Source organism: Paenibacillus sp. FSL M8-0228, from assembly GCF_038007385.1.
GTDB lineage: Bacteria > Bacillota > Bacilli > Paenibacillales > Paenibacillaceae > Paenibacillus > Paenibacillus polymyxa_D.
The window spans coordinates 3,679,749-3,695,811 of record NZ_JBBOXA010000001.1; the positions used below are offsets into that span (position 1 = coordinate 3,679,749).

General features: G+C 46.2%; 19 protein-coding genes, 1 tRNA gene and 1 pseudogene. 5 read left to right on the top strand and 16 right to left on the bottom strand.

Annotated features, from left to right (window positions below; translation table 11 throughout):
- Positions 1–201 precede the first annotated feature (201 nt).
- From MKY98_RS16365 to MKY98_RS16400, 8 genes are all read right to left on the bottom strand, one after another.
- Positions 202–540, bottom strand: coding sequence for a hypothetical protein (locus tag MKY98_RS16365; RefSeq protein ID WP_069010545.1), 339 nt, complete (start codon positions 538–540; stop codon positions 202–204).
- The gene (locus MKY98_RS16370) at positions 537–1,763 is read right to left on the bottom strand and encodes an MFS transporter (protein ID WP_069010544.1); all 1,227 of its coding nucleotides are present in this window, start codon (positions 1,761–1,763) and stop codon (positions 537–539) included. The genes MKY98_RS16365 and MKY98_RS16370 overlap by 4 nt, the downstream gene beginning before the upstream one ends.
- A complete protein-coding gene (locus MKY98_RS16375) occupies positions 1,760–2,893 on the bottom strand; it encodes an MGDG synthase family glycosyltransferase (protein ID WP_069010543.1) in 1,134 nt (377 codons plus the stop codon). Before MKY98_RS16375 ends, MKY98_RS16370 begins: the two co-directional genes overlap by 4 nt.
- Before the next feature lie 22 nt (positions 2,894–2,915).
- On the bottom strand, positions 2,916–3,617 hold the full coding sequence (locus tag MKY98_RS16380) for a polysaccharide deacetylase family protein (protein WP_029517702.1): 702 nt from the start codon (positions 3,615–3,617) through the stop codon (positions 2,916–2,918).
- Positions 3,618–3,647: 30 nt separating this feature from the next.
- Entirely contained in the window at positions 3,648–4,814 is a 1,167-nt protein-coding gene (locus MKY98_RS16385; protein WP_069010542.1) for an MGDG synthase family glycosyltransferase, read from the bottom strand.
- Between the two features lie 24 nt (positions 4,815–4,838).
- Positions 4,839–5,360 carry a phosphatase PAP2 family protein gene (locus MKY98_RS16390; protein ID WP_039272208.1) on the bottom strand — a complete coding sequence of 174 codons (522 nt, stop codon included), beginning with the start codon at positions 5,358–5,360 and terminating at the stop codon, positions 4,839–4,841.
- Entirely contained in the window at positions 5,338–5,976 is a 639-nt protein-coding gene (locus MKY98_RS16395; protein ID WP_370682676.1) for a YqaA family protein, read from the bottom strand. The genes MKY98_RS16390 and MKY98_RS16395 overlap by 23 nt, the downstream gene beginning before the upstream one ends.
- Before the next feature lie 186 nt (positions 5,977–6,162).
- Entirely contained in the window at positions 6,163–6,744 is a 582-nt protein-coding gene (locus MKY98_RS16400) for a YkoP family protein (RefSeq protein ID WP_049816996.1), read from the bottom strand.
- A 918-nt stretch (positions 6,745–7,662) separates the two neighbouring features.
- Between MKY98_RS16400 and MKY98_RS16405 the strand changes: the two are divergent.
- Positions 7,663–7,992: pseudogene (locus MKY98_RS16405) on the top strand (response regulator transcription factor); the annotation flags it as partial.
- A 1,213-nt stretch (positions 7,993–9,205) separates the two neighbouring features.
- Here the strand turns inward: MKY98_RS16405 and MKY98_RS16410 are convergent.
- Positions 9,206–9,291, bottom strand: a tRNA-Leu gene (locus MKY98_RS16410).
- Positions 9,292–9,538: 247 nt separating this feature from the next.
- On the opposite strand from MKY98_RS16410, the gene MKY98_RS16415 reads away from it, so the two are divergent.
- Entirely contained in the window at positions 9,539–9,697 is a 159-nt protein-coding gene (locus MKY98_RS16415) for a hypothetical protein (protein WP_013311032.1), read from the top strand.
- A 128-nt stretch (positions 9,698–9,825) separates the two neighbouring features.
- The gene (locus MKY98_RS16420) at positions 9,826–10,014 is read left to right on the top strand and encodes a hypothetical protein (RefSeq protein WP_023989396.1); all 189 of its coding nucleotides are present in this window, start codon (positions 9,826–9,828) and stop codon (positions 10,012–10,014) included.
- A 75-nt stretch (positions 10,015–10,089) separates the two neighbouring features.
- On the opposite strand, the gene MKY98_RS16425 is transcribed toward MKY98_RS16420, so the two are convergent.
- The 3 genes from MKY98_RS16425 to MKY98_RS16435 all read right to left on the bottom strand — a co-directional run bounded on the left by MKY98_RS16425 (position 10,090) and on the right by MKY98_RS16435 (position 10,901).
- Positions 10,090–10,242: a hypothetical protein gene (locus tag MKY98_RS16425; protein WP_165149143.1), complete on the bottom strand. Its 153-nt coding sequence runs from the start codon at positions 10,240–10,242 to the stop codon at positions 10,090–10,092.
- Between the two features lie 96 nt (positions 10,243–10,338).
- Complete coding sequence (locus MKY98_RS16430) at positions 10,339–10,665, bottom strand: YnfA family protein (protein ID WP_029517707.1); 327 nt, start codon at positions 10,663–10,665, stop codon at positions 10,339–10,341.
- A gap of 53 nt (positions 10,666–10,718) precedes the next feature.
- The gene (locus tag MKY98_RS16435; RefSeq protein WP_029517708.1) at positions 10,719–10,901 is read right to left on the bottom strand and encodes a hypothetical protein; all 183 of its coding nucleotides are present in this window, start codon (positions 10,899–10,901) and stop codon (positions 10,719–10,721) included.
- Positions 10,902–11,254: 353 nt separating this feature from the next.
- On the opposite strand from MKY98_RS16435, the gene MKY98_RS16440 reads away from it, so the two are divergent.
- A complete protein-coding gene (locus MKY98_RS16440; RefSeq protein WP_029517709.1) occupies positions 11,255–11,533 on the top strand; it encodes a hypothetical protein in 279 nt (92 codons plus the stop codon).
- Positions 11,534–11,564: 31 nt separating this feature from the next.
- Positions 11,565–12,596, top strand: a complete 1,032-nt coding sequence (locus MKY98_RS16445) for a glycosyl hydrolase (protein ID WP_029517710.1) — start codon at positions 11,565–11,567, stop codon at positions 12,594–12,596.
- Between the two features lie 72 nt (positions 12,597–12,668).
- Here the strand turns inward: MKY98_RS16445 and MKY98_RS16450 are convergent, their stop codons facing one another.
- The 4 genes from MKY98_RS16450 to MKY98_RS16465 all read right to left on the bottom strand — a co-directional run bounded on the left by MKY98_RS16450 (position 12,669) and on the right by MKY98_RS16465 (position 16,043).
- Positions 12,669–12,884, bottom strand: a complete 216-nt coding sequence (locus MKY98_RS16450; RefSeq protein WP_013311038.1) for a hypothetical protein — start codon at positions 12,882–12,884, stop codon at positions 12,669–12,671.
- 186 nt (positions 12,885–13,070) lie between these two features.
- Complete coding sequence (locus MKY98_RS16455) at positions 13,071–14,174, bottom strand: glycerol dehydrogenase (RefSeq protein ID WP_029517711.1); 1,104 nt, start codon at positions 14,172–14,174, stop codon at positions 13,071–13,073.
- Between the two features lie 133 nt (positions 14,175–14,307).
- Entirely contained in the window at positions 14,308–14,856 is a 549-nt protein-coding gene (locus MKY98_RS16460) for a GNAT family N-acetyltransferase (protein WP_081317512.1), read from the bottom strand.
- Positions 14,857–15,056: 200 nt separating this feature from the next.
- The gene (locus MKY98_RS16465; RefSeq protein WP_208332683.1) at positions 15,057–16,043 is read right to left on the bottom strand and encodes a ketoacyl-ACP synthase III; all 987 of its coding nucleotides are present in this window, start codon (positions 16,041–16,043) and stop codon (positions 15,057–15,059) included.
- Positions 16,044–16,063: the final 20 nt, after the last annotated feature.

Genomic DNA, 16,063 nt, shown 5'->3' on the forward strand with positions numbered 1-16,063 from the left:
AGGTGAAAGAAAACCATCATTTCACTGGTATTCTTTCACCTTTTACGGTTTAAGGCTTTTTCAGTAGCTTATATAATGACTCTACTTATTCAAACTGTAAATTTCCATCAGTTATTATAAATCCAAATGTTTTATTTAAGGCTTGTAACTCACTCTCATGAACTTCCGTTATTTTGATTATCTTATTGTTATCATCTCTAATCACTTTGAAATCGGATTTCCTTTAGCATCATAGTAAAAGTTATTTGATCTACCTTCATTTTTTATATCCTTATCAACAAACAATCTGACTTGCTTGCCATGGAAGAGAAATCTGTCCTCTTTCTTATCATAAGTTAGACCATAGGCAATGTAATCCTTTAAAGAATTGTAATTAAAATCGGCACCTTCACCAGCTTCTTGTGCTGAGGTAGATGAACTGAGGCTTGTATCGTGATGATTTTCGATGGCTTGGATTTCAGGTGTACTCGGCGGATGGGGAGCGCGATGAAGTCTAGCGGCAAGCCGATGAGCAAGACCAGGTATCCATACTCGGTTCAACTAACCCGATCAGGTCCATGAGCGTTCTCCCTCTTGTGCTGCAAAGTCCCGCCAGTCGAGACCAGCTTGTTTTGCGGCAAAATCAAATAAAAAAGTGCAAGAACCGCCAGTAAAGCAGCGCTGATGCTAATGGCAGCGGCATTCGTATACTGGCTGGCTATCCCTCCCCCGATGACCGGGCCAATCATAATACCGAGCCCTTCAATCCCGGAGAGTACTCCCCACCCGGTCCCCTTCTGATCCTCCGGAACAAGGTACGACAGCACCGCATTCCAGGCCGGAAGCACGGCTGAGTAAGACAATCCCAGCATAAAGGCAAACAGCATCGTTAATGCAGGCGGCGGCATGGATACGACTAACAGAGCCAATACGACCGTAAGCGATACGAAACCGGCGAACAGCATTTGCTTGTGCCCCCATCGATCGGCCAGCTTTCCCATCGGGACAAGAAACAGCATCGCGCCGGCCCCGCCTAATATGAGCATTAGCGAATATTGCGGCTGGCTCAGACCGAGTTGGTCAGCGGCAAAACCGGGCAGTATCGGCAGCAGCAGTCCCGCGGCGGTCATCTGCAGGACCATGCCTGGCAGCAGCCATTTCAGCTGAACGAGCCTTCTTCGCAGTCCTGCCGCTTGTTCGGCAAAGCTGACATTCTGGAGATGCAAGGGGGTTGTTCTGTTAATCCCGAACGATGCGATGCAGCCGACGGCGAGCAGCGCAACCATCAGCCGGAAGGCAGGTTCGAAGCCATAATCGAAGGTGAGATTGATTGTGACCGGCCCCAGACCGATGCAGGCCAACCACACGGTGTATATCGCTCCCATCTGGGCCGCCCGCTCCGTAAGTCGGACTTTCTCCAGACAAATGAGCCATATAGGCGACGCCCCCATCCCAAGCATCACGGAACCGGCAACAAGCCCCCAGGCATACGGACTAAAGAACACGGCGGCTAGTCCGGACAGCATCAGGACGAAAGTGGCGGGCAGCAGCCAGCGCAGCGAAAACCTGTCCAGCAAATATCCAGCCACACATTTAATCAGCGTATCGGCTGTATAATGAAGCGAGACGGCAAGACCGACCAAAGCAACGGTTTGCCCCGACTCGTTGACGGCAAAGTTCGGCAGGAACGAGAACAAGAAAGCGCTTCGGACAAACTCTGTGCAAAAAAGCACCGTGAACAGCGTCAGAGTAGAAAGCTTGAACGCGCTCCTCCCGCTCATCATATTCCACTCCTTCTTAAGGGACTTGCCTCAGGAAACAAATGCCGGACAATATGGTCCGCAGCCGCTTTCTGCCTTGCTGCGAGCAGCCCGTTCATCATCGACTGCTTGATCTGCTCAGAGGAGATCATCGCTTGTATCTGCAACACCAGATCATGAATCGTAAAGGCCACGACTGCCGCTCCTTTGCGCTGCAAATACAGGGCATTTTCCTTCTCCTGCCCCAGAAACGGATTTAGGATGAAAATTGGAACCCCGGCCTGAATCGTCTCGGATAGTGTAACGCCTCCCGCTTTCGTGACTACGCAGCAGGCGCTGCTCATCAGAACATGCAATTGATCGGTGAAGCCGAATACATCCACTCTTGCATCATCCGCCCAGCTCTCCGCAAGCCTCCGTCTCCATCCTTCCTGCCGGCCGCAAATCACTTGAATGCGGACGCCTGACAAGAGCAGCAGCTTCCCGATGAGCCTCGATAGCGAATGCAATGTGCCGCAGACGTTAGCCATAAGCAGAATCACATGCTCATCTGCTTCTTTAACGGAGCCGGGACCACTCATTGCCGCATCATGAAATGACTCTCTGACCGGAATTCCGGTTACGGTAATACGACTCTCGGGGACGCCCTGCCTGACCATGGCCTCTTTCACGTCGCTGGCAGGGACAAAATAATGATCCGGCTTGGCGAACAGCCATCTTCGGTGAACGTCAAAGTCCGTTATGACAACAGCAGTCCGGGGACGGATCGCAGATAATGCCACGCTGCTTGGCAAGCTGCCGAACGGGAATGTATAAATGATGACTTCCGGCTGGTACTGGAGGATGATTTTCTTGAGCCTGTCGCCGCCAAGACTGTTCATCCAGGCTGCGATCTTTCCCTTCATGGGAAGCTGGTTGGTCAGATGGTAGGTCCATCCGTAATAGGGAATGCCCAGGCTGGCTGCATACAGGCTTTGCCGGTACAGATAGCGGATTATTTTGTTCAGCACAGGATAGGCTTCCCGGAACAAGTCGACAACCGCCACCTGGCAATAACCATTGCGGATCAAGCTTTGCTGCAACACCTTGGACACCTGATGATGACCTTCTCCGTAATCGGCCGTTAAAATTAAAATTTGCGGTTCCTGTCCCACTATTGTCACCTCATTTCCTTTGTCAAGCCATTTCATCCAGACGAACGAATTGCAAGTTGCGTCCCTGTAATTGATGCAGTACTTCCTCCAGAGCCCGAAGCATAAAATATGGCGCGTGACGGTCCGCTCCCGGCGAATCTCCGCTGTCATGCAGCAAAATAACAGATCCGTCCGTAATTCCGTTCAGCAGCGTTGCCTTCAGTTTCTTGCGGCAGCTTCTGCTGCGCCAGTCCCCCGCCTTCAAGGACCAGAGTACAATGCGGTACGATTTGGGATGAAAGAAATCGAAAGCGTTCATGAGCCCCCACGGCGGACGATAGTGATCCGGCCTTTTTCCAATTATGGATTCAATAATATCTGCGGTCCGTTTCATATGATCACGCCGCACCGTCCAGGGAAGCATCAGCCAATTGGAGATGTGATTGTAATTGTGGATTCCAATCTGATGACCTTCACGATCCATTCTTCTGATCAGATCCGGGTGCAGCTCCGCCTGCGAGCCAAGCACGAAGAATGTGGCCTTCACTTGATAATCCTGCAATAAATCCAATAATTCCGGTGTATACCTCGGATGCGGCCCATCGTCGAACGTGAACGCTACCTGGTTCTTGGTCGTTCCCTTACGAAAGGCTCCAAATTTGATCATTCTTGGCAGAAAACTAGGAATTATCATATACAGACTGATGAAGCCTATGAGCCCAATCAACAAATATTTAACAAGCAACGTCTTTATCCTCCTTAGTGAAAATTAAGCTTAAGCATACTGCTGCAAGGAGCAAACCCATTTTTCTTCCTGTGTATCGCTCTGCATGCTCAGAATTTGCATGACCGCATGTCTGGCGGAATCCTGCTGTCTGCACAGCCCTGCCTTCTCCCTCATTTCTTCCAATAGGGAAGGCTGTTGAACCAGCCGCTGAAGCTGATCCTGCAAATTGTCAATCTGACATAGATACGCTACTCCCGCTTGAATCAAATAACCGGCATTATCCTTTTCCTGCCCCAGCCGTGGCTCCAGCAGCAGCATGGGAAGCTGGAGCGCCAGCGCTTCGGAGGTCGTCAGTCCGCCCGGCTTGGTAATCAATACGTCTGCGGACGCCATCCATTCATGGATTCCCTCCAGGAAGCCTGTCAGTATGACGTTATCCCTGTCTCCCAACGCTTCACGCAGGCGGTACAGCAGCTTCACATTGCGTCCGCATACGATGACAAATTGCACGTTAGGGGGAAAAGAGTCAGATTGCATTTGCTCGATGAAGGATTTATCGATAATCCCGCAGCCGCCACCCATCACCAGCACGACAAAGGCGTCAAGAGCCAAGGCCTGCTTCTCGCGCAGCCGGTCTTTATTGTCATGCTGACTGTAGGATGGGCGAACAGGGATGCCGGTTACAGCGATTTTGTGGTCAGCAACGCCTTTTCTCTGCAGAGCTGCACGCACGCCTTCGGAGCCAACCAGATACAGATCCGTAGACGGATGTATCCAATAGCTGTGATCGGAATGGTCGGTAATGACCGTTGCCGCAGGCAGATCCGTCATCCCTTTTTCCTTAAGCAAGGAAATGGCGGCTGATGCCAGCGGGAACGTGCTGACAATCAACGTCGGCTGTTCCTCATTCAGAAGTTTGAGCAGCCGCTGCAGGCTGGTCGTGAGAAAATGCTTCAGGAAGAAAGTAAGTGTACTGTCTGTCCGGGTCTTCTGATACATATATCCGTATGAGGAAGGAAAATGCTTCACCCATTGCAGGAAGCAATACCGTTCAACCACATGCATGCGGGGATGGATCCATTGCATGAAGTCGATCACCTCTACTCCCTGTTTGTACAGCACCGATGCCTCTAAAATCGCCTTGGCCGCCTGCATATGTCCATCCCCGAGCGCACCGGACAGAATCAGCAGCTTTTCCCGTTTCATGCTATTCATCAACAATCGCCTCCCTCGTGAAATTTAACTATGCATGAACAAAACAACCAGCACCGCCGTTAGGAATCCGACCATCCCACCAGCCACACAATCGATCGGATAGTGATAGCCCCAATAAACCCGGGATATGGCCACCAACAAGGCCAGACCAATCAAGACAAGCATAATTGCCGGCGATGAGGCCAACATAAAAGGTGTAACCAGGGCGAAAATAGCGGTAGTATGGCCGGATGGGAAGGAATAATCCTTCAACGGGAATTTGCCTACCTTCACCTGCTCCAGCTTGCGGAAAGGCCGGTCTCTGCGCACCTTTCTCTTGATCAGGACAGCAATGATATGGCTAACGGCCAGTGCGATCAAGCTTTGCAGCCCGATTCTGCTGAACTCCCCCTCGGCGAACCATGCCAAGGACACGGCGCAAATGATGGTAAACAAAGCTCCGCCCAAATGGGTAATCCATCCGAACAATCGGTCCATTGCCCGACTGCTCAGCCGCTGGTTGCACCAGAAGAACATCGTTTGATCAATTCGCCTTATCCACTGCATCCTGTTTTCCGCCTTCATTCCCTGTTTTTTCGATCGGTTGATGTTCATCCCTTATCTTCCTCCGCTCGCACAGCTTCCGTATCAAGAACCATATTGCCGCAATCGCAACACCAATGCCCACCAGCGTAATCGTGAGAACTTGGTTCACCATATTCTCTGCCGCGCGGCCATATATATAGAAGAGAAAACCGACTACATAAAACTTCACCGCCCGGCCAATGGCCGCATAGCTGAGCAGCTTCCACAATGGATAATTCATGCATCCAGATAAAATCGTAAATATTTTAAATGGGATCGGAGTGAACGATCCGATCAGGATTGCGGCCTCGCCGCGGCGGGCAAATAAGTCGCTTGCCGAATCCAGCCATTTTTTCTTCATTACACCACCCATAACATGCTTTCCCGACACCTTGCCGATCCCATAACCGATCGGTGTCCCAAGCAGACTTCCTGCAAAGCCAACCGTAGCGAGCCATAAAGCCGACTCCGGTTGCACCGCGCTTAAAGAAAGCTGCAGGAAGAACGCCGGGATGGGGAAAATAATCGCATCGAGCATAGCGTGAATGAAAAGTCCCGTCGCTCCAAAGTTCTGTAAAAATTCCATAATTTTATCCATGAATGCCTATCCCGCCTTTGTTACAGAGCATGATGAAAAATAGGTTGCCTCCGTGCGGTATGGGTTTCCACTCGCTGTGTTCCAACTCCATACCGCCCTCCAGGAACTTACTCACCACGCTCTTAGTTTCTTTTTTAATTAATTGGAGCTTGATTTGGGTAGACATAACCCCTTTGAAACGGACCGTCACTTCACCGTCATAAATCGGTTCCTCAGCGAGCTGCGGGAGTGAATCAGCATCATCGGTATCAATTTTTCGGTCTTGCGGCCAATCCGCTTCTTGCCTTCAGGGTGCATGACGGATAACAATAATCGGAGATAAGCCGTTGTAATGCGTTGGAACAGATCGGACTTCATCGGTTGTTGTTCGAAACCAAGACCATGTATCAAACCACGATGAAGCAGCGTAACGCCGACTAACGCCTTCACCTCTCTGAACTCCGGCTGACTTGCGAATGCCTCGCTGATCTGCTGCATGGATTTCCGTGTAAGCCGGGCCGTCATGAGCGCCGCGCGGTCTGAGTCTTCGGATTTGATCAGCGTCAGAATCGTTTCATTATTGAGATGGAGTTCCCCGACCAGATCGCCTTTATTGATGATCGTGGAGTCCGCACAGACGATACTCTCCCCTCGGTGTTTCTTAATCATGACTTTGCAAATTCCAAAGTGCGATGTATGCGAGCCGCGAAAGCGTGAAATCCAATCGAACCCTCTTTCCCACACCATCCAGGCCGCCTGCATTGAAGATTTGCGTAAACGAAGCAACATTGATCCAATCATCCCTCATTCTTATTTTAATCGACAAATTTTATTGAAATTGTCCAACTGAAATAATATTCCTATGTGAATTCCTTATTTTTGTTACTTTTATGATAGAGGATTTAACCAAAAAAGCATCCGGGCTGAGGTACTGGATGGTGGCCCGTCTTGAGGGGGGCCTTCACTCAATTTGATGCACATCGCTGATCGCTCAAGTTTAATCTGATATATAAGTGCGACCAAAAATAATTTCGTTACATGCTAGTTGAGATTCATTTGCACTCCTAACAATCCAATCAGGTAATACTGATAAGATGGCTTCTCCTTCTGAAAAGTCCGGATGACCCGAATCACATCGGTACGATGCTGATCGGAAACCTTCAATTAAAGCAGTGTGCAGCGCGTGCCGGGAAAATGACGGAAAGTCCCCTCATAGACATCTTCTTCAACAAACCCTGCAACCTAAGGATTCGTCGCCCTCTTACGGCCGAAGCTAAACAATTCATTCAGTTCTGCGTACCACCTGTAAGAAATGTACAGCTGAATAAGAACGTGAGTTCAAATCCCTGAAGTAGCGAATCGTTAAAGAGCAGCGTTAGGAATCCGTCTCCAATATAGCTATTATAGTAAGTGCAACTCCTTTTCGAATGGTGAATGATTTCATAACGCAATCGCTCCTATTATTTTAGAATCTTGTTCTGCTTTACCCCCTCATCTTACCTCCGATACTGTTAAATCGAACAGTGATAAAACCGCCAAGCTTTTGATGACATTGACTTGGACCTGTCACATATACCGCATGACAAACTGTCAACTGTCTTATATGACGTGCTTGCTAAACTACGTTCTAACCGCAGTTACCCCACCCTCTGTCGCTTGACGGATCGGGAAGTTATATTGCATGATAGTCTGAATCATTCGGAAATTGAGATGAAGGAAGCCTTGAAACTTATTTATAATGGAGGAATCTGGATCGACCAATCGGTCGCTACGCGAGTTTTCGAAGAGATGAAGCGTCAACGTGAGCAGTTGGAGAAAATCGGTTCAAGTCAGGGAAACTACCCGTACGGGCTTACGAAACGCGAGATGGAGATTCTGGAGCATCTGTTGAGCGGACTGCGCTACAAATCGATCGCCGCCAAGCTATTTTTATCGGAGGGAACGATCCGCAATTACTGCTCGATTCTCTACTCAAAACTCTGCGTCAACAACCGCGAAGAAGCAATAGAAATGGCGCGAATGAAGAATATCGTGTAGCTGGAGAATTTCCCGATGGTACTCACGATATAGGGGGCACCTCACGAAACGGAAAAAATCGTACGCTAAGCAATGCGTTGCAGAAAAAACCGGACCCTTACAGGGGAATCCGGTTCTCGTCATAGCAGCAAGTGAAGTTGAACTATCGTGTCCCGTTACTTTAACGATATAATCGAACTGAAGCTAAATGCATTAGATCCAAATATCATTGACTGCTGTTAATTCTGACTCAGTCTCGCCAGTGTTTACTACGCCCCTGGGCTCTACTAACATGATATGATACTCCTGGTTAGCGAAAGTTTTGTGTTCGACACCCTTGGTACAATAAACAACATCTTGGGAAATCTTTACTTGGCTATCGCGGAAATCAATGAACATCTCTTCTTCGAGCACGATAAACACCTGGTTGGTATCTTGATGAGGAGACCAATGTATTAATCTTAGATAATTTCTCATTCAGACTATTACTTTATTTTTCAGTCTAGAACTTTAGACACCTACAATAAAGACCGCAAAGGCTTAAGCCCTTACGGTCTAATTTACTTCTGGCATCCTTAGTCCATTTTCACTTTTCTTGTTTCGTTTCGTCCCCGTCCATAGTCGTTGGTGACAAAATCCAGTATTCGGTTGACAGCACCAAAAATGGCCAGGCGGACATTACAGATACCAAGAATGAAGCATCTAACGATTATGTAGATATGCCACAATGGTACATGGAGGAACTGGCCGTCCATGTTAAAAGCATGCGGAAATTAAGGTTTGAGACAAAGGCAAATGGGACATGGAAAGGCGGGGATCGTAACTTTGTTTTTCATTCAGGTACAGGGAAACCCTATTACCATACAACGCCGTCCCAGCAGTGGAAAAACTGGTGTGAGCGGCACAGCTTCCGTAATGTATCACTTCATGATCTCCGCCATACAAATGCAACGTATTGCTGGGCCAGGGAGCATCTATCAAGGAGATTCAACATCGATTACGACATTCCACATCTCAGGTGTCTTCAGATACCTATGCTCACATCACCAAGAAGCTTAGTCGTAAAACAACAGCACACCTCGATGTCTTCGATCCAAAAGTTCGTCCCCAATCCGTCCCCAGGAGCGAAAAAGGCGCTCGCTCCCTGTGATCCTGTGATATGGAAGCCAGGATTTCAATCACTAAAAAATAAAAAATCCCTTGATAATCAAGGGATTCAAAAGAAAAACAATAGTGCCGAGGACCGGGATCGAACCGGTACGGTAGTCACCTACCGCAGGATTTTAAGTCCTGTGCGTCTGCCAATTCCGCCACCCCGGCATAATCTTAGGAACGCTATTTTACACTTACTTGTTCTTGTCTTACAAGTATCTGAGAAGCTTACTTATTAAGAAGTGTTCTCGCTATGTAAATGTCGTTCAACCGGGCACCAACATATAATACGATAATTTCATCGGATTGTAAAGTTTTTTTTAAAAAAAATAATAAAATTTCTTTTTGTATAACTTATGCACATTTGAATTACACTAATAAACGTCTTTCCAAACTACCAGAAGGGGTGTTACGAATGCGTGAAGGTATGATTCCAGCTGTTCTTGGAACGGTAGTATCGGCTTCAGGCGCTGTGTTGCTGAGCAGTAAGTACAAACTTGCAGCTACAGGCATTCTCGGTTTCGGACTGGCTCATGTTGTTCTGGGAGCGATTGATCTGATTGAGCATCGCTAGTTGTTTGGGAAGTGCCGGGCGGGATTACTCCCCCCCGGTTTTATTTTTATCAACGTTTAGTCTGGAGTACAAACGTTTATGTAAAGTATAGAAGCTGATGTACCTAATAAAAGGAGCTGTGATGTGCTATGAGAGATAATAACTCTGAAAAGAATCGTACTGACGATCAAATTGAACATAAACAATCCCTGGACAAGCGCGAGCCAGGATTTAATCGCATTCCTGACACTGATGCAGATACACCTGCTGCTACCGATATGATTGATGAAGCCATAGGTCGCGGGATAGACAAGTTACGTAACGATTTCACAAAATAAAGCGTGGGTAATAGGACATAGGTTTAAAGTAGCCCTTAATGCATTTGTTTTGATATGTACAGCGATTTCGTAAAATCACTTAAAGATCAGCATGATCCAGCCAATGATCGAGATCCACAGCACGATGCTGATTAAGAGTCCACACATGATACCAAAAGAGAAATTACCTTCATTCTTTGGCATGGTACTGCCAAATTTCAATCTAAGCTTCATTTGATTCCAGTTCATAGAACCCCCTCCTTAAGTTCTATTTCGGAATATGAAGCTTGTTTTTGTAGACCTATAGTCATGTTTTTAAAAATAAAAAAAGGGTTTTTCGTCCTATCATCCTGATCGCGGAAACAGGATTACAGCTATACCGACCAAACAAATCAATCCACCAATGAAATCGTACAAGTCGGGTGTCTTTTTATCAATCCACCAGCCCCATGCAATGGAAAGAACAATAAAGACACCACCATATGCTGCATATACACGCCCAAAGGAGGAAAATACCTGAAAGGTAGCAATAATTCCATACACAGCTAAAATTAATCCGCCGCAAAGTCCGACATACCATGTCTTCCCTTCCCGCAGCCACTGCCAAATCAAATATCCTCCTCCAATTTCAGCGATGCCAGCCAATATAAAAAGTAAAGCTGCCTTTAGCACCATTTCACATCCCTAATTCTTTAAATTTTTTTTGATTTTTTTGGGATATCTCATTAGAGCACTCGACCTAAAATGATAATCAATGCAATCACACCAACCAGAATCAGCAGGTTGCTGACCTGACGCCATAAGCTAGGCACTCCCTCGGAGTGAAGCTTCCGCTGATTGGCATCAAAGTTCGCTTTTGCTCCTTCAGCATCTGCTGATCTAGAGAAGGGTCTGTTTTCTTCATTCATAAGAGTACCTCCTTTTCAATCCACTTTAATCATACCAAACTTTTCCGTCGATTTCGCGTTGCTTTTATGTATATACTTACCACATATTTCTGATTGCATCTTCATATATGTGAAGTGTACCCCCTTATGTCAATATTTCGCTGAATATAAAGTCTGATGTCGAATCAAGGTAGAGTGGGTATTTAGACGTCTTTCATTGCAGGACGGTAGTTATGGTATAATTTAGTCAACTTGTTCAAGATCGTAACCAGTGCTCAATTGTTTACTCAACTTGCAATTAAATTCACATCCAAGAATCCACATTCCGTTTACAACCTGCATATTCTGTTTGTAAACCCAGGAGGAGGATACCGATGTCCCCAATCTTTTTAGCAAGTTTAATGATAATGGGTATATTTTTATTTCAGGCAGCCATCGTTTTCGGCATCATACATTGGATTTCGAAACGCACTCAACGTCCAGCACAAACCAAAATGTATCTCACAATGAGTTTGCTCGTTGTAATTTTAGGCTTCCTTGTATGGGACAACTGGATACACTCACAGGAATTCAATGGATGGGCCATGATTAGTCTGCTGGTGATTATTATTAGTGCCTATATACAGCTTAGAAAGCAAAAAGAAAAATACTAATCCCATTACCATGCATCAAAGGAGGAGCGCCATGAAATCTCACTCAACACGCTTTTGGTTACAGAGGGTGCTACTGCTAATGCTTGTTTTACTCTTCAGCGGCTCTCAGCAATCGTTCATTGTTGCCGATGCCGCCCCGCCAATTAATGTTCAGGCCTCTGCCAAAGCCAAGCAATTACTTGCCTACCTATCTAATGTACCGGATGGTATGCTAATTTCCGGGCAGCATGATTACTTAGAGGCACCGGATGAACAAAATAACAAGCTACAACAAATCAGCGGACAATACGCAGGGCTTCACGGCTATGAGTTTGGAGGATTAGCCAATCAGTCTCTTACGGCCCTACGAGAGCAACGTCAGCATGTTGTGAATAGTGCTATCCAATGGAGTCGGGGCGGCGGAATCGTAGCTGTTACCTTCCATCAGGCGCTACCGGGCAAACCCAAAACGTGGAAAAACGTACAAGCAAAAATTACTCAAGCTGAATTTAATCGTTACATCACGCCAGGTACCCCGCAATATAAACAACTGATCGCCGATCTGGATGAGGTGGCTCTGTCCCTTAAGACCTTACGAGACGCGGATGTACCTGTTTTATGGAGGCCCTATCATGAAATGAACGGCAACTGGTTTTGGTGGGGAGACAAGCAAAATTACGCCAAGTTGTGGAATTTAATGTATGATCGATTTACTCATGTCCATCATCTGGATAACCTGTTGTGGGTGTGGAGTCCCAATGCCCCAAACGCATATAGCACTCCTTATGATCTTTCCTTCCCAGGTATTAACCGGGTAGATATTCTTGCAGCTGATATCTATAACAATGATTACAAATCCTCTTACTACACCGAATTACTAAAGCTTGCGCAGGGCAAGCCTATGGGAATCGGAGAAAGTAATATTCTGCCGAGTGCGAAGGTGCTGCAGAACCAGCCAGCCTGGGCCTATGCCATGACATGGGGTAAGGAACTGTCGGCAACCAATTCACAAGCAGCAATCAGACATTTTATGAACCAAAATAATATCATTACACGAGACCTTCTTCATGAATCTCTGGACTGAAAGAAAAAAGCTTTCACTTCGCTCTAGAAGCAAAGTGAAAGCTTTTTTATACCAAAATCCAAATAAAGTTCTCTAACTATTCCTGATAACCTCTTCTAGATCAATATCGGCATATGCCTCTTCTCCAAGATGTACGGATACAATGGTGTAGATCCGCTTGGACAGTCTAGACATCAGCCGATCACCCGGTGCTACAGAGTATTCTTCCCGATAATCTCCAATTTTGTGAAAACCGCTGGACATATGGATGTACAAGTTGCCCCTACGTGTTTTACCATGCACCAACATCAAATCTCCTCCTGCTGTGTAACCAACCTAATTTCCCTGTTACATGTATATCGGTCAGAACAAGATAGGATATAAGTCCCTGGTATCCTTCTTTCGTTTCACATGTAGTGCACGTACACGAAACGGGTCTGCCAGTGATGTGACAGACCCGTTTTTGCAAACCCATTTTCGTGATTTAGGAAGAAACTATTCTTGATAGGATTCTGCTATTGCATTCGCTGCAATGATTGCATTGTACACGTCAGCAGGACTAACCGGGAACGGCATGTTGACCATTGTATCATTCGATGCACAAGCAGCTTCAGCCACTTGGCGCCATTCAGCCTCAACAAATTCCTCTACACCCAAGTCACGAAGTGTCAATGGAAGGCCTACATCCTTAACCAGTTTAATCACGGTTTCCAGTTCTTCTTTCGGTGCATTTTCCAGCACTAGCTGGGTTAACAAACCGAATGTGACTTTCTCACCATGCTGTGCTTTATGAAGCGAAGGAACAGCCGTCATACCATTATGAATGGCGTGTGCTGCTGCCAATCCACCTGATTCTGCACCAACACCGCTCAGATAAATGGTAGCTTCAATCGTATCCTCCACCGCACGAGTATATACTTTACGATCCACAGCACGTTTGGCCTTCACAGCATTTTCCAGCAACGTATCATAACAAAGACGAGCAAGTCCCAGCCCTGTAGTGGAAGGCTTGTTCAGAACCAGGTTATCCCCGTTGGCCTGATAGCAAGCACGAGCTTCAAAATAAGTGGCCAGTGCATCACCGATTCCAGCTGCAAAGAAACGTGCAGGCGCTGCTGCCAGAATGCCTGTATCCGCCAGTACAACGTCTGGATTAGTAGGCAGGAACAGATATTCATCGAAAGAGCCATCTTTTTTGTATATAACCGCAAGCGCGGTACAAGGAGCATCTGTAGAAGCAATCGTTGGGAAAATAACAACAGGCAGCTTTTCATAATAAGCCGTTGCCTTAGCGGTATCCAATGTTTTTCCCCCGCCAATGCCTATGATAATGTTCGAACCATGTTTACGCACCAATTCGCGGTTACGATCAATCTCTTCTTTTGTACATTCATATTGGAATTTCTCGAAGACCACTTGGTTACCAGCTGCTTCAATTGAAGCGCCTGCCTCCTTTTGGGCCCTTTCAAGTATGAACTCATCGCAGATAACAAAGGCTTTATCGCCATAATCCTTAATATAGTCATTTAACGACGAGAGCAGATTTTGTCCAGAAATAAATTTCTTGGGTGAAGTGATGGATCTTACAACGTTTGCCATGTAAATTCCTCCTCAGCTTTGACTCATACTCAAATTAATAACCATTTGGGCATGTGACCCCTTAACTATAAACCTCTTTTTACATTATTAAAAGGCTTATTATGGAATATTTTATGAACAAATTGTGTATCTATTATACTTGAACAGTCGAGCTCCATTCAGAATACAGGATACCCATCATGATACGATCATAACTGTTGCCATCACGAAGAACAGCGGAACGAACTCTACCCTCAAGCTGGAACCCCGCCTTCTCATAAGTTCGGATCGCTTGTGTATTGTACTCAATCACATCCAAGCCGACCCGATTTAAATTGAGCTCATAAAACGCATAACGAAGAATGAGACCTACAGCTTCTGCCCCAAAGCCCTTGCAACGGTACTCCGTATTACCTATACCTATTGCCAGTTGTCCGCTGCGATTATTCCACTCAATCCCGTGGATAGCAACAAATCCGATCAAGACATCATCTGCCAATGTTCTTAATCGAAAATAGACCTCGTTAGATCTGGGAGATCCTTCTGACTCCATCTGTTTCAACGTGTAAGGAAGCGCTAAATCCGTATCTACATTTCGCAGATACTTCGCATCCTCACCCCATTTGAACATCACTTCGGCATCTTCTTCCCTGACTGCGGCCAGCTTTATTCGTTCTCCATAAAATAAATTTTCGATCTTAATGACCCTTCAGCTCCTATTATGAAATGTGTGCTATGTTTTCTGTCACAATTGTCATGCTATCCGATGCCGCAATATAAGCTCTCCCTTATGAATTCAATGTTTAAATTTTACAAAATAATCAAACATAACACAACCAAATCATTACAATTGTCATTGTGTGATACACAAAAAGACCTTGCAGCTGCAAGGTCTTCGCATAACTAATATTTAAACAACATAGCAACCAGCTGATACCCAGCTCCAATCGTCCAGAACAGCACATAATCACCGCGCCGGATACGACCCGATTCAATACCTTCATGTAGAGCAATGAACGGGCTACTGGTTCCTGTGTAACCATATCGATCACCCACATAAATCATTTGGGCATCCTCTAGCTCCAAGTGATCCCGAATCTTTAATACATTTGCTAACGAGAACTGAGACAGACAATAAGCCCGTACATCCTGAGGCGATAGCCCATTCTTTTTTAAAATGCGTTCAAGCAGATCAAATGTAGGAGGCAAGGCCATATTAGCATCGAACGGAAGCCACTGAATATATTTTCCGGGGGCATTCCTTTGGAGTGTTGCCGCTAACCCCTGAGCCGGGTACAAAATTTTATCTATATTGACTGGGTCCGTAAAATACATAGAATCTATAAATCCGGTGTCTTCTTCTGTACGCTCCAAAATAACCGCACATGCAGCATCTCCATAGTTCGCATAAGTAATCTCATCCTCCGGACCGGAAATGAGTGAATTATAATCCGAACCGATAATAAGCGCTGTCCGCACGTCAGGATTAGATAACATCGACCGACTGGCTTGATCGACAGCGACTGTCATGCCTGCACAATTCGCGTTGGAATCCATCACGGCCACATCAGGTCTGGCCCCAATCGCATGGTGAACAAACAAGGCATTCATCGGAAACAGTGACTCAGGAACTTGAGTGGAGAACACGATCATATCCACGTCACAGCCTGTCATACCAGCCTGTTCCAAAGCTTTTTGCGCAGCCGCAATTCCCATGGTTAAACCGTTTTCGTTCGGATCATCAATGATATAACGCTGTTTTCTACCCATATGCTCCATGAAGCGTCGAATATCTTTGCCCCGCTCGTCAAAATGGCGAACATAGTATTCATTATCCAACGAATGGGACGGATGGTACACACCCAGTGCTTTTATTTTGATATGGCTCATCAGGCTTCCCCCTTACACAA